This is a genomic window from Enterobacter cloacae complex sp. IR5403 (assembly GCF_049238705.1).
GTDB lineage: Bacteria > Pseudomonadota > Gammaproteobacteria > Enterobacterales > Enterobacteriaceae > Enterobacter > Enterobacter hormaechei_C.
On the sequence record NZ_JBMKHP010000006.1, the window covers coordinates 32,730 to 46,743 of the forward strand.

Genomic DNA, 14,014 nt, shown 5'->3' on the forward strand with positions numbered 1-14,014 from the left:
GAACACTATGATTCGATTTGCCTCGTTCGTTTTTACGCTTGGTATTCTGGTTCCCGCTGCATCTGCTGTAACCTACCCCCTCCCTCCCGAGGGCAGCCGCCTGGTGGGGGCGCCAGTCACCATCACCGTGCTTGAGGGCAATACCCTGCCGCTCGAAGCGTTTGCAGCGCAGCACGGGCAGGGGTTGAGCAATATGCTGGAAGCCAACCCGGGGGTAGATCCGTTTTTACCGCGAGCCGGAACACAGCTGGTGGTGCCGCAGCAGCTTATTCTGCCGCCAACGGTACGCGAGGGGATTGTGGTGAACGTCGCGGAAATGCGACTTTACTATTATCCACCCGGCAGCAACACGGTTGAGGTGCTGCCTATTGGCATCGGCCAGGCCGGGCGCGAAACGCCGCGTAACTGGGTAACCGCCGTTGAGCGCAAACAGGAAGGCCCAACCTGGTCACCCACGCCAAATACGCGACGCGCTTACGCGAAAGAGGGGAAAATGTTGCCCGCGTTCGTTCCCGCCGGGCCGGATAACCCGATGGGGTTGTATGCCCTCTATATCGGCAGGCTGTACGCGATCCACGGTACCAACTCAAATTTCGGCATTGGTCTGCGCGTCAGCCAGGGCTGCATTCGCCTGCGTAATAACGATATCAAATACCTGTTCGATAACGTTTCGGTGGGGACGCGGGTACAGCTTATCGATCAGCCCGTAAAAGTGACCACCGAGCCGGACGGTAGCCGCTGGGTAGAGATTCATGAGCCGCTTTCACGCAATCGCGCGGAATTTGAATCGACAAATAAGGTGCCGCTGCCCATTTCAGCCACGCAAAGGACGCAGCTGATAAGTGAAGGGGCGGGCGCTGAGCTGGAACGGCGGTCGGGGATGCCGGTGAAACTTGCTATGTCTGGTAGTGCCTCGCTTACCGGGCCTTGAGTACCGTAGGTCGGGTAAGCGCAGCGCCACCCGACAAACTGACCGAACGCAGAAAAGCAAAAAGCCTGCTTTAAAAGCAGGCTTTTCAAATTTGGCTCCTCTGACTGGACTCGAACCAGTGACATACGGATTAACAGTCCGCCGTTCTACCGACTGAACTACAGAGGAATCGTGTGAACGGGGCGCATATTATCGACCTGCGTACGCCTTGTCAAAGGATGGATCGCCGACTTTGCACTGTTTGCTGACAAAACCAGCAAAGTGACGTTTTTGCCAACGGAATGCACCATAATTGTGCAGATATACCCCGAATGGGGCAGATCGGAAACCGTTGTCCCCGTCTCAAAACAGGCATCAGTGATTGGCTTTCCTTATTTTCAGCCGCTTAGCAAAGACATACACCCGCTGCAAAAAACTGGCATCCATATTGCAAAACCTGTTTAACAACACAGCCGTTACCGGCACGCTATTTTCGAACAGGGGGCAACATGAACTTAAGACGACTGAAATACTTCGTAAAAATCGTCGATATCGGCAGCCTGACCCAGGCGGCTGAAGTGCTGCATATCGCGCAGCCTGCGCTGAGCCAGCAGGTCGCGACTCTGGAAGGCGAAATGGACCAGCAACTGTTGATCCGCACCAAGCGCGGCGTAACGCCTACCGAAGCGGGAAAAATTTTATATACCCATGCCCGCACGATCCTGCGTCAGTGTGAACAGGCGCAGCTGGCCGTGCACAATGTGGGGCAGACCCTGAGTGGCCATGTCTCCATCGGCCTGGCGCCGGGAACGGCTGCATCGTCGGTAACCATGCCGCTGCTACAGGCGGTGCGCGCGGAGCTACCGGAAGTGCTGGTTTATCTGCATGAGAACAGTGGTTCCGTGCTCAATGACAAACTGCTCAGCGGTCAGCTGGATATGGCGGTGTTGTACGATCGCTCCCCGGTTGCCGGGATCACCAGCCAGCCGCTGCTGAAGGAAGATCTTTACCTGGTCGGTACCCGTGATTGCCCCGGTCAGAGCATTGATTTAACCGCTGTGGCAGAGATGAACCTGTTCCTGCCGCGTGACTACAGTGCCGTGCGCGTGCGCGTTGACGAAGCGTTCTCGCTGCGTCGTCTGACGGCCAAAATTATCGGCGAGATTGATTCTATTTCCACGCTGACTGCCGCCATTGCCAGCGGCATGGGGGTAACGGTTCTGCCCGAGTCTGCCGCACGTTCACTGTGCAGCGCGGCGAACGGCTGGATGGCCCGCATCACCACGCCATCCATGAGCTTACCGCTGTCGTTGAATATGTCTGCGCGCGGCTCCCTGTCACCGCAGGCGCAGGCGGTGAAGGAGATCCTGATGTCTCTGGTCAGTAAGCCGTCGCTGGAAAATCGCGAGCTGCAACTCGTCAGCTGATATTCCAAATAAGCATAAGATGCTGGTTTTTATTATTTGTTCTCCAGCCCGGCTGACTCTAACAATAGTCTTATGTCAGATGCGCCGGAGTGAATTGTGAATTTCCAGCAACTTAAAATTATTCGTGAGGCGGCCAGGCGGGATTACAACCTGACCGAAGTCGCCAATATGCTTTACACCTCTCAGTCGGGCGTCAGCCGACATATCCGCGAGCTGGAGGAGGAGTTAGGCATTGAGATTTTTATCCGTCGCGGCAAGCGCCTGTTGGGTATGACCGAGCCAGGCAAGGCATTGCTGACCATCGCTGAGCGCATTCTCAACGAGGCCAGCAACGTTCGTCGGCTGGCGGATCTCTTTACCAACGATGCTTCGGGTGTGCTGACTATCGCCACCACCCATACGCAGGCGCGTTACAGCCTTCCGACGGTTATCAAAGCATTTCGTGAGATCTTCCCGGACGTACGTCTCGAACTGATCCAGGGCACGCCTCAGGAAATTGAAGTGCTGCTGCATAACGGCGGGGCCGATATCGGTATCGCCAGTGAACGGCTGAGCAACGACCCGCTGCTGGTGGCGTTCCCGTGGTTCCGCTGGCACCACAGCCTGCTGTTACCCGCCGATCACCCGCTGAATCAGGTTTCGCCGTTGACGCTGGAAGAGATCGTCAAATGGCCGCTTATCACCTACCGGCAGGGCATTACCGGACGTTCGCGCATTGATGAAGCATTCAAGCGTAAAGGGCTCACCCCGGACGTGGTGCTGAGCGCGCAGGACTCCGACGTGATCAAAACCTACGTCGAGTTAGGACTGGGGATTGGCCTGGTGGCCGAGCAGTCTGGCGGCGAATATGAAGCCGGAAATCTGGTGCGTCTGGATACGCGTCACCTGTTCGATGCGAATACCGTCTGGCTGGGGCTAAAGCGCGGGCAGCTTCAGCGTAACTACGTGTGGCGTTTCATCGAGCTGTGCAATGCGGGGCTCTCCGTGGATGAGATCAAACGCCAGGTGATGGAGCCGGAAGAAGTGGCGATTGATTATCAGATTTAGTCGTTAATCATTAGGCCGGGTAAGGCGCAGTCGCCACCCGGCAAATTTACCGAACCCACAAAAGCAAAAAGCCTGCTTTAAAAGCAGGCTTTTCAAATTTGGCTCCTCTGACTGGACTCGAACCAGTGACATACGGATTAACAGTCCGCCGTTCTACCGACTGAACTACAGAGGAATCGTGTGAACGAGGCGCATATTATCGACCTGCGTGCGCCTTGTCAAAGGGGAAAACACCGTTTTTATTCGTTTGCCGACAATTTCAGCAAACCGATGATTTAATAGCAAATTTGCTTTCAAATTGCACAGCAAATCGCGCCGCCCGCAAGCAGGCGGCGCGCAGGATCAGAACAGTACGGAGTAGTTCAGACCAAAGGTACGTCCACGGCCTTTATACGTATAAAGACCCGGTGCGCCGTAGGTTGGGCTATACAGCCCCGGTGCGCGCTGGCCCCAGGCGGTGGTGTAGTCTTTGTCCAGCAGGTTTTCCACGCTGAAGCTGACTTTCCCCACCGGCAGGGCGTAGCTGCCCAGGAAATCAACGGTGTTATAGCCATCAATCTTCTTACCGTCGGCGTCAGACACGTCGAAGGTTTGTGTGCTCTGCACGCGCAGGGCCCAGTCGCCCGGCGCCCAGTTGACCCATGCGCTGGCTTTAGACGGGCTGGCGCTGTCGACCGTCAGCTTCTCCCATTTCCCGTTTTCACGCGTTTCGGACTTGATGGCGTTAAAGTTCGCCCCAGTGCTCCAGTCGCTGTCGGTGAAGAAATAGTCCACCTGGCCTTCAACCCCGTAGATACGACGTTTGTCGTCCTCCAGGTTGATGGTCATGTCGCTCTTGTTGATGGTGATGATTTTATCAGAGAGCGAGTAGTAGGCCGCCACCTGGGTACGCAGGTTATCGCCGGTGAAGCGCCAGCCCAGCTCGTAAGCATTGACCTTAATACCGTCCAGCGTTGAGTCGTTCACGTTGACGCTGTTTTGCAGGCGATAGTGACCATCGACCAGCTGATAGGTGCCGGAGCCGTAGTACTTCGCCAGGTCCGGGATCTCGAAGCCCTGGGAGAAGTTAAACCACAGCTGCTGCTGTTCGGTAAGACGTCCAAGGATCCCGGCGTTAAACAGGAAGTTGTTGTAGTCGGTTTTCCCGCCCGGCACCGCGTCAGCGGAGGTCGCTTTGCCGGTTGCGATTGCCTGCTGCTGGGCGTAGCCGACAAAATCGTCCACCTTGTTTTCGGTGTACTGGTAACGCACGCCGCCGCTCAGGGTGATGGCGTCAATGTCATAGCTGGCTTGCAGGAACGGCGCGAGGTTGGTAATGCTGTAACCCGGATAACGGCCCACGTTGTAGGCGTTATCCAGCTCCATGCCGCCGCTCGCCGCCGCTTTGCTTAAGTCGAAGAACTGCTGGTTGGCATCGAACGTTTCATGGTCGGCGTCTACACCCCAGGTGAGGGTCAGGTCGTCCATCGGCTTGCTGTTCAGCGTCAGCTTGCCGCCGTAAAAATCGGTTTTCTGCTGGGAAGCGCCAATGCTGGTCACCGCGCCTTTGCTCAGCGTCGGGAACGGGTAGTAGGTCAGGCTCTCGTCACGGTAGTAAATCTGCGCAACCAGATCCTGGCCCCAGAAATCGGTGTTCGAGTATTGCAGGTTAATCAGGTGACGCTCTGTGCCCGGGATACGGTCAGAGTTCAGGTTGTCTTTGTTGTAGGCTTTGGCATCGCCCGTGACCGCAGCGAAATTCTCCCCAAGGAACAGGCCGTGCTTGCCGTCGGATTCGCTCTTGTAGTACTGCGTGGTTAACTGGAGCTGCTGATGATCGTCGATGTTGATGGTGCCTGTCCCCATCACGTCGATACGGTCGGAATACTGCAAGCCGGTCTGGGTGTTATCGATAATCACCTCGTCGCCGTTGCCGTCATACCAGCCGCCGTAGCGCTGATAGGAGATCGACAGACGACCAGAGGCGTTGTCATTGCCGCCGCTCACGGCTGCCGATACGTTCTCATCATGGTCGTTATGGCTGTTAAACCCGCTTTTTGCCCCGGTCTGGAACTCCACTTCGGTCTCCGGCTGGCCTTTTTTGGTGACGATGTTCACCAGCCCGCCGGTACTGCCGCCGCCGTACAGCGAGGTGGCGCCGGAAATGACTTCGATACGGTCAATGTTGAACGGATCGATAGAGTCGAGCTGGCGGCTGTCGCTGCGGGACGAGTTCAGACGTACGCCGTCCACCATCACCATCATGGAGCGCCCGCGCAGGTTCATGCCGTAGTTGGTACGTCCCTGGCTGCTGACGTCCATGCCGGGGATCAGCTGGGCCAGCACGTCTTTAATCTCTTTCCCGCCCTGAACCTGCTGCTCAATTTCCGCCCGCTCAATAACCCAGGTGGTTTGCGCCATCTCTGCCACGCTGCGATGTGCCCGGCTGGCGGAGACCACAATATCTTCTTCCTTTTGTTCTTCCGCCCACGCAGAGGTAGAAAGCATGGCAAGCAAGCACGGATTTAAAACCCAAAGATGAGAACGTTTCATTGTTATGTTGATCCTGAATGTGTGTGTCAGTACTCGGTGGTCTTCATTAATGATTTAAAAACCTGGCTGCTCTCCGGGCTGGTGGTGCTCCGCCAGTGGATCACGCCGGGGGTGGTTGCCAGCTCAAACGGCTCGTCATCGTGAGCGCGATTCAAAATTCGCGCCGCGCGCCAGGCCATCAGGCTGAGCTGGGGTTCGGCAATACCGAGACGGTGCATCCCGGCATTGACGGCAAACAGGCGGTTGCTCTGCGGGCCGTCCCATTCAAGGGTGAAATCGTTGTTGATGCAGAAGGCTTCATCCTCATCCAGACGCAGTCGGGAAGAGAGCGGGGCGAGAAACGCGGGCTGCACGGCGCTGTAGCCGGTGGCGAAAATCACCACGTCGCTCTCCAGCTGTTCGCGCCCGCCGTCCAGGTGATGCTGGATGCTGAGGCGATGTCCGGTTTCCTGGCGCGTCAGCGCCGTCACCGAGCGGGACGGCAACAGATGCGCCCAGGGTTTTTCGCGCAGCACTTCGAAGCGGTGATACATGGCGCGATAGATGGCCAGCAGCGACTCCGTGGTGATCCCGTCGGAGGTCATCTTCTGCTCCTGCAACATCTGACGTCGGGCGTCGTCACCAAGGGTCGAGAAGCTGTCCACGTACTCCGGCGTGAAATACTCGTTAGCAAACGCGGCTTCATCCAGCGCGTTGTAGTTGTTGCGGCGCGACACCCAGTTGAGGCTCAGTGGCTGTCCCCATTCCCCACGGAAGATATTTAAAAACAGATCCGCACCGCTCTGGCCGCCGCCGACGACGGTGACGCGCTTGCCCGCTAAATCCGGCGTGCGCAGCATCATTTCGCTGGCGTGGAAGCAGGTATCGTCCTGCGCGGTGACGCAGTCTGGGAGATTGATCTGCTTCCCAATCCCCACGCAGACGTGGCGCGCCAGGAAGCGATCCCGCTGGGTCACGACCTCAAACAGACCGTTTTGCTCATCAAAGCTGACCTGCTGTACCTGCTGGCTGAAGGCCAGGTTAGTGAGGTTATCCGCCGCCCAGCACAGGTAGTCGGCAAACTCCTCGCGCGAGACGGTGCGCTGCTCGGTAGTGAGGAAACGGTAGAACTTTTTGCGCTGTACCAGGTAGTTCAGGAAGCTGTGGCGGTTGGTTGGCTCCACGGCGCTCACCAGATCCTTCAGAAAGCTGGTCTGCATATGGCAGTCCGGCACCATCATCCCCGGGTGCCAGGAGAAGTGCGGCTTGCGTTCAAGAAACAGCGAGCTAAAACCGTCCAGCTCCTCTGCCAGCGCGGCAATACTGAGGTTGAACGGACCGATACCAATGCCGATGAAATCATAGGTTTTCATTGCGCTGACTCCTGGGAGACCAGAAAAAGAGGGTTATCAAGATCGCAGACGTAGTTCGGCAGCATGCGGCTACCGCCGTCGTGTTCAGAGAAGGTCAGTTTGACGGGGTTGAGGATCACGCGAATAATCTGCGGCTTAAACAGGTCGAACTTCGCGAAGCGCGCTGCAAGATCCGGATGGGCGGCCATATAGCGACGTAACACCAGCGCCAGGATCTGATAGAAGCGGGTTTCGCTCACGCCGCATTGCAGGGTGAGGCGGGATATAAAGCGCAGTACCGTGACAAAGTTGCCGGTTTGCAGGTCGTGGATGATGTAATCCGCGCTGAGGCGCGCCGTCACCGCTTTTACCTGCTCCGGCAGGCTCTGCATCTGCGGGAAATTTTCATCCACCAGGCGCATGTCGCCCTGGAAATCCTTCAGCAAAATGCGCTGCGGAACGTAATCTTTCATCACCAGCGTGACGTTCTGGCCGTGGGCGATGAGCGCCACCCCGTAGCGACAGAGCAGGTGGTAGAAGGGGATCACCGTCGCCTCAAACAGCTTTTCCAGCCATGCGTCAGGGGTTAACCCCGAGCGTTTGATCCACGCGTCAATCAGCGGGCGCCCCTGGTTATCGGTTTCCATCAGCGCCGCCATCAGCACCGCCTGTTCGCCATCCTGTAAATAGCAGGATGGGTTCTCGCGCCAGATCACCCCCAGCATCTCCTGATAGCGGTACGGCGCCTCAGGCAAAGCGGCATAACCCGGATGCGACAGATATCCGGCAGCGGGTTCGCCAAGCACCTGCGCCCCGGAGCGAATCAGCGTGGCATCGCTGGCGAACTGCTGCTGTAGCCAGCGCGAGGCCAGCGGACCGGCGGCGATATATTTGCCCGGAATACCGCGATAGCAGGAGGTGTTGTAGATAGTCAGCGGCAGCTTGATGTCATACGGCGCGCGACGGCTGGCGTTGGTCAGCGTGCGCAGGGACTGCTGCGCCAGATACTCATCGCCGAACTCACCCAGCTCCACCATCTCACCGCGCGCGAGCTGCGCCAGGAAATGAATGGCAATTTTTTGCTGCCACTGCCACGGGTGCAGCGGCACCGGCAGCCAGCTGTCGTCCAGCTCCAGCTCCTGCCAGCGGGCGTTGAACCGTTCGCGCTCGGCATCGTCCATGGCGCTGGCGAGCAGGGCGTTAATATCGCAATCGGCGTCGCTGCTCCAGACCAGACGCTCGCGCTGCACGGCGACCCAGTGCAGGCGAAAACGCCCGCGATATTCCGGCGCGTACCGGCGCAGGGCATCCAGCCCCCAGCCGCGGCGTCCCTTGTTGAAAATAAACTTCGGGTGACCGCGCATCAGGCACTGTAGTTCGTCCGGGTCAAGGTGGATCAGTGCATCGGCATCCAGCGTTTCACGCGCCTGCAACAGCTGCATATCACCCCGCAGCGTGGCGTAGAGATCTTCCATGTGCTCCGCCGTTTGCGCGTCGCTCATCTCCAGCACGCTGGCCAGTTGCAGCAGCGCGTTTTCCGCTTCAACCGCCGCGCCGCTGGTGGTGGTCAGGGTATCAGGGTCAATATGCAGCCAGCCCCAGATCCCACGCGTGGCGCGGAACTGCCAGCAGGCGTTGCCCATGGTGATGCGCCAGTGGTCCGCTGAAACCGGCTCGGCGCGCAGGGTGCGTTCATATTCCAGTTCGGCGAGGATCTTCGCCACCATCTCGCGGTTCACTTTCTGCCAGAGTGCGTTCACAGTTCCACCTCGTGGAAGAAGCGATGACGCTCGCTCATGATGAGACGGGAGCGTTTGTGCGGGAAGTCGAACTCTTTCACCGTATCGAAACCAGCGGACGCCAGATGGCGGAACAGACGCTGGTTGTCGAAGCGCGGCTCGGCCACAATGCGCGCCGTGCGCGGTTCATCGAGATACAGATAGTGGCTGAGGCCACGCAGCCAGCTGCGGATATACTGCGCCCCGCGCCAGTTCTCTTCGCCCACCAGCATGTGCAGCCCACGGTCAAAGGGCTGCCAGCGGTAGTGGCGGCCAATGCGGTCTTCTGCCGCCCAGTAGAGTTCAAAATAGCCGAACGGCTGATCGTCAAAGCAGCCGATCACCGGATAACAATAAGTCGAGTCGAGCTGGCGACGCAGGTAGTTCTCCTGCTCGGCCTGCGGACCGGCCATCTCCCAGAAGGCATTTACGCGCGGGTTGTTCATCCAGCGGGTAAAACGCTCGCCGTCCAGCGCCACGTCCGCCACGCGGAAGCTCAGGGTGCGCTTAATCTGCGGATCGTAACGGCGGTACACCTCGCCCTGCGGGCGGTGAGGGCGCAGCGGGAAGTACAGCTGACGGCTTTCGTCAAACTGCATTCCGCCGCTCGCCTGCGGACGTTCGCCTTTCAGCCACAGCGGCAGCTGCCAGAAAATTTCACGCGCCAGATAATCCCCGCTTACGAGGCTAAACAGCGCCTGCGCCTGAGGTTCATCCTGCCAGGCAGCCCACGGCAGGGTTATGCCTGTCAGGGCGGGCGCGGCAACAAACAGCTGGTCGAGGGCGTCCACCAGCCAGCCGTCCGGGAGCCCGGTCAGCCGCTCCAGCACCGCGCTGCCGTCAAGACCCAGCGTCAGCGGCAGGTTTTGTTCCGTGACCGTGCAGCGAAAGCCGTAGCCGGAATGGACGATATTCGCGTTTGCCATCACGCCTTCTCCTTATAAAACGGGTTGCTAAAGTCGAAATAGATCACCGCCGGATCGACGATGGTGTTTTCGTTGCGATCGTGCAGGTAGCAGAAGAAGTTGCCTTTGCAGTTCCAGGTCGGGCTGTCGAGCACATAATCAAGGCAGCGGGTCTGCTTCGCCGTCGTGCGCAGTTCGGCCAGCGCGTCACGCACGCGGGACATCAGGTTCTCTTCGCTGTCGAAACCGGCAGCGGCGAGCGCGGCGGTGACGGCAAGGGTAGAGTTCAGCAGCAGGTAATAAGGGAAGTAGCGCAGCAGCTGGCTCTCACCGAAGCGGTTTTCCACCTCGGTTTCACCTGCCTCTTTCAGCCACGCGTCGGCCCCTTCGGTCCAGGCGCTGCCCTGGCAGTCGCGGTAGATCAGCCCGACGGGGAAATCCTGCTGCATCTCAACGAGGATATTTTGCTGGTGCGCCAGCAGGACCAGACCGTAGTCCGCCTCGGCGCTGAACAGCGGCAGCAATACCCGGTCGCAGTAGGCGTCCAGCCAGCAGCGCGCGGCCTGGGCGAGCGGGAGATCCAGACGCTGGCTCAGACGACGGACCGCCGCGGCGAGCAGGCTGTCGCCGCCGTCCGGCGCGGCCTGGGTCAGGCTCACCAGCACGTTGGTTTGCGTATCAGGGGTATCGAACAGCAGGTTGACGCGCAGGGCCATCAGGCTCTCTTCCTGAACGACGCCGTGCTCATCGCGCAGCCCCGCCCAGCCATCCTCCTGCATCACGCGCATGGTCGGGTAGCGCGCCTGAAGTTCCTGCCAGCGTGCCGTTTTCGCCAGCCGTGCCAGGCGCATGCCGCGCTTAACCTCTTTCACCGACAGCGTGCGCACGGAGTTGGTCAGCCGCACGCTCAGGGAAAACTTAATCATGTCGCTGTTGGTTTCGCTGTACAGCGAGCGGGAAGAGCTGGTGGGCAGCCATTGCGCACCCGCTTCGCCCAGATCGCGCAGGGCGCCTTTTTCTACCAGACGCTGGCACCAGTCCTGCTCCAGCAGATAGTCGGCCTGCCACGGGTGCATCGGCAGCAGCCAGCAGGTGTCGGTGAAGTGACCGAGAAGGGCCGGTGCGCTCTGTGCGGCGAAGCGCAGCAGACGCTCGCGCAGGGAGACATTCAGGCTGTCGCCGGTAACCAGCTCATGCTCAACCGCAAACCAGCGCAGCGGGAAGCGGGAGGCGAAATCCGGCAGATAGCGGCGCGCCTCGGCCTCGTTAAACGGCTCGTGCGACTTTGGGGCAGGATGAAAAGCATGGCCGACCAGCAGCGCCTGTTCCGCTTCGGCAAAGGTCAGCGGCTTATCGCGCAGGTTTGCCCAGTTGTGGCGTAAATCAATGGCCTGCCAGGTATGCGTATGGCTTTCCAGGACGCGCTGCTTAAAGCGAGCCAGCGTATCGGCATCCAGAGCGCCTTTTACTGTTTCTTTTTCAAGAATTAAATCAATCAGTTGATGGAATGTGACCGTGTCACCGCCGTCGCTGTCGGCCTGAATCAGCGTTGCCGGAAAACGATACTGGTGATGCTGCGTGGGGGAGAAATAGCGTACCGGAACCCGAATGGCCTGGGTTGGGGAGAGCGGGATATGAATCTGTGATAACTCATCCGCACGGGTTGCGGGAAGATAGTGCCAGTCCTTCGTTTCGCGCAGCAGCGCGTTCAAAAAACACTGGGCCGCAACATCTGTACCGGCGGAGCGGGGCAGAGTACGCATAGTTGTACCTCATTCCATGACTGATAATAATTCTCGTTATGATATTCATTCTGTTTACAGTGGCAACTATTTTTGCAATATTTGTTTTCATAAACTTCATAATTTCCACACATTTATTGACATTATCTTCACAATTTTATGCGCACCCGTACTGAGAATCTCACTGACGTTGCGGCCCCCAAAACTAACTGGCCCCTGGCATTGGGCGCCGGTTTATTAGGTATTGGGCAAAACGGTTTGCTGGTCATGCTGCCGCAGCTGGTCTCCATGACCGGACTGTCGCTCTCCGTCTGGGCCGGGCTGCTGATGTTCGGCTCGATGCTCTTTTTACCCGCATCGCCCTGGTGGGGACGCCAGAGCGAGCGGCACGGCTGTAAGATCGTTATGCTGGCCTCGCTGGGCGGCTATCTGGCGAGCTTCGTCGTGATGGCGCTGGTGGTCTGGGCGATGGCGAACGGCGCGCTGAATGCCCTCTGGGGAATGGCGGGCCTGGTGCTGTCGCGCATGCTGTACGGCCTGACGGTATCAGGGCTGGTGCCTGCGGCCCAGACGTGGGCCATTCAACGCGCGGGGCTGGATAAAAGGATGGCGGCGCTGGCGACGATAAGCTCTGGCCTGAGCTGCGGGCGTCTGCTGGGACCGCCTCTGGCCGCGCTGATGCTCAGCGTCAGCCCGGTCGCACCGCTCTGGCTGATGGCGCTGGCGCCGTTGATCGCGCTGCTGCTGGTGCTGCGCGAAGCCGCCGATCCCCCGCTGCCGCCGGTGGCGCAGCAGTCGACGCGGTTACAGGCCTCCATGCTGCCTTTCCTGGTGCTGGCGCTGCTGCTGGCGGCGCTGGTCAGCCTGATGCAGCTTGGTTTATCGCCACATCTTCACCCGTTATTTAATGGCGATGCCGTGCAAATCAGCCATCATGTCGCGCTGCTACTAAGTTTGGCCGCGCTGACGACCCTGGCGGCGCAGTTTCTGGTGGTACGCCCGCAGCATTTTACCCCGAGAGTGTTACTCTTGATTGCCGCAGTACTGATGGTGGCGGGTCTTGGGCTGATGTGTTTCGCCAGTTTAGCCCTGTTCTACGTGGGCATTGTCATCACTTCGCTGGGGGCCGCCATGGCAACGCCGGGATACCAGCTTTTGCTCAACGATCGGCTGACGACGGGCAAAGGCGCAGGGGTGATCGCCACCAGCCATACGCTGGGGTACGGGGCCAGCGCGCTGCTGGTACCCGTGGTGACGCGCGTTTACGGTGAGCAGTTTTTGATTACTGCCGCATGGGGAATGGCGCTGCTGTTTCTTGCGGTGAGCGTGTGGGTACGATCGACCGATCGTACCCCTTAAACATCAGTGGAACGGATGAGAGGAGGTGCTGGCTGCGTCCTCACTTTGCCGCAGACGCTGGAGCGGATCCTGCTGATAAAACTGGCAAAAACGCTGCCACAGCGCCGGGAAGCGCGGGGCGAAAAGCTCAGGTGCGCTAAAGAAATACTCGGACAGCACCGCAAAGCACTCGGCGGGATCGGTCGCGGCATAGGCATCAATGCTGGCCGCGCTTTCACCCACCAGGTCTATCTCATCCTGAATGTTTTCCATCGCCGCGTGCAGGTCGTGCTCCCATCCCGCGACTTCACGCAGCGGGATCAGCGGCACGCCGCTGGCGCGATCGCCGTTGCGGGTATCCAGCTTGTGCGCCACTTCGTGAATGATCAGGTTGAAGCCCGAGGCATCGAACGAGTCCTGAATATCCAGCCAGTTGAGGATGATTGGCCCTTGCTGCCAGCTCTGCCCGGACTGCACCATACGCTGGTTGTGCACCAGCCCGATGTCATCCTCCCACTCATCATCGACGATAAACGGCGCCGGGTAGATCAGCACTTCGTGGAAGCCATCCAGCCATTCGATACCCAGCTCCAGCACCGGCAAGCAGAAGAGCAGGGCGATGCGGGAATTTTTAAGCGGATCCAGTTCGAAGCCCTGTAGCGGCACCAGCCGTTTTTGCTGTAAAAAACGCTCGGCCAGCTGAATCAGCTTTGATTGCTCTTCAGGCAAGAGATTCGCCAGCACGGGGATCGCCAGAGCCTCATCCCAGGGCAGCGCCATATTTCGACCAGCGTCGTTCGTTTTCCAGGGCCACTTAATCATCGCTTTGCTCGTTACTCGCACGTGAACAAAATGGAAAGGTCAGGGGCTGTTAGCATGCCAACATACTCTGTTAAGCAGTATGACACTCCTCTTCGGCTGCATGCAGACTGGCAGCCTGTTTAAGAGGGATCCAGCCCGCATAAACTATCACTATGTGCCGTCAGGTTGATAGCGCTTTAGGG

At 58.8% G+C, this 14,014-nt stretch carries 10 protein-coding genes and 2 tRNA genes; 4 read left to right on the plus strand and 8 right to left on the minus strand.

Going from position 1 to position 14,014, the window contains the following annotated elements:
• The first annotated feature begins 7 nt into the window (after positions 1-7).
• Positions 8-931, plus strand: coding sequence for a L,D-transpeptidase (gene ldtA / locus ACOTW6_RS10505; protein ID WP_213789150.1), 924 nt, complete (start codon positions 8-10; stop codon positions 929-931).
• Positions 932-1,023: 92 nt separating this feature from the next.
• Here ldtA and ACOTW6_RS10510 read toward each other — a convergent pair.
• Positions 1,024-1,099, minus strand: a tRNA-Asn gene (locus ACOTW6_RS10510).
• 320 nt (positions 1,100-1,419) lie between these two features.
• On the opposite strand from ACOTW6_RS10510, the gene nac reads away from it, so the two are divergent.
• Both nac and cbl read left to right on the plus strand, forming a co-directional pair.
• Positions 1,420-2,337, plus strand: a complete 918-nt coding sequence (nac, locus tag ACOTW6_RS10515) for a nitrogen assimilation transcriptional regulator NAC (RefSeq protein WP_045142650.1) — start codon at positions 1,420-1,422, stop codon at positions 2,335-2,337.
• Between the two features lie 96 nt (positions 2,338-2,433).
• Positions 2,434-3,384 (plus strand): HTH-type transcriptional regulator Cbl, encoded by a 951-nt coding sequence (gene cbl, locus ACOTW6_RS10520; RefSeq protein ID WP_003859532.1) that lies wholly within the window; start codon positions 2,434-2,436, stop codon positions 3,382-3,384.
• A 99-nt stretch (positions 3,385-3,483) separates the two neighbouring features.
• Here cbl and ACOTW6_RS10525 read toward each other — a convergent pair.
• From ACOTW6_RS10525 to ACOTW6_RS10550, 6 genes are all read right to left on the minus strand, one after another.
• Positions 3,484-3,559 (minus strand) — tRNA-Asn (locus ACOTW6_RS10525).
• Between the two features lie 167 nt (positions 3,560-3,726).
• Positions 3,727-5,916, minus strand: a complete 2,190-nt coding sequence (locus ACOTW6_RS10530; RefSeq protein WP_213789151.1) for a TonB-dependent siderophore receptor — start codon at positions 5,914-5,916, stop codon at positions 3,727-3,729.
• Between the two features lie 26 nt (positions 5,917-5,942).
• Positions 5,943-7,268 carry a lysine N(6)-hydroxylase/L-ornithine N(5)-oxygenase family protein gene (locus ACOTW6_RS10535; RefSeq protein WP_121478798.1) on the minus strand — a complete coding sequence of 442 codons (1,326 nt, stop codon included), beginning with the start codon at positions 7,266-7,268 and terminating at the stop codon, positions 5,943-5,945.
• The gene (gene iucC / locus ACOTW6_RS10540; RefSeq protein WP_276521166.1) at positions 7,265-9,007 is read right to left on the minus strand and encodes an aerobactin synthase IucC; all 1,743 of its coding nucleotides are present in this window, start codon (positions 9,005-9,007) and stop codon (positions 7,265-7,267) included. Before iucC ends, ACOTW6_RS10535 begins: the two co-directional genes overlap by 4 nt.
• Positions 9,004-9,951, minus strand: coding sequence for a GNAT family N-acetyltransferase (locus ACOTW6_RS10545; protein ID WP_121478800.1), 948 nt, complete (start codon positions 9,949-9,951; stop codon positions 9,004-9,006). Before ACOTW6_RS10545 ends, iucC begins: the two co-directional genes overlap by 4 nt.
• On the minus strand, positions 9,951-11,693 hold the full coding sequence (locus ACOTW6_RS10550; RefSeq protein ID WP_121478801.1) for an IucA/IucC family protein: 1,743 nt from the start codon (positions 11,691-11,693) through the stop codon (positions 9,951-9,953). The genes ACOTW6_RS10545 and ACOTW6_RS10550 overlap by 1 nt, the downstream gene beginning before the upstream one ends.
• A gap of 138 nt (positions 11,694-11,831) precedes the next feature.
• Between ACOTW6_RS10550 and ACOTW6_RS10555 the strand changes: the two genes are divergently transcribed.
• Positions 11,832-13,031, plus strand: coding sequence for an MFS transporter (locus ACOTW6_RS10555; protein ID WP_163324203.1), 1,200 nt, complete (start codon positions 11,832-11,834; stop codon positions 13,029-13,031).
• Between the two features lie 3 nt (positions 13,032-13,034).
• Here the strand turns inward: ACOTW6_RS10555 and mtfA are convergent, their stop codons facing one another.
• Positions 13,035-13,832, minus strand: a complete 798-nt coding sequence (gene mtfA, locus ACOTW6_RS10560) for a DgsA anti-repressor MtfA (protein WP_003859539.1) — start codon at positions 13,830-13,832, stop codon at positions 13,035-13,037.
• Positions 13,833-14,014: the final 182 nt, after the last annotated feature.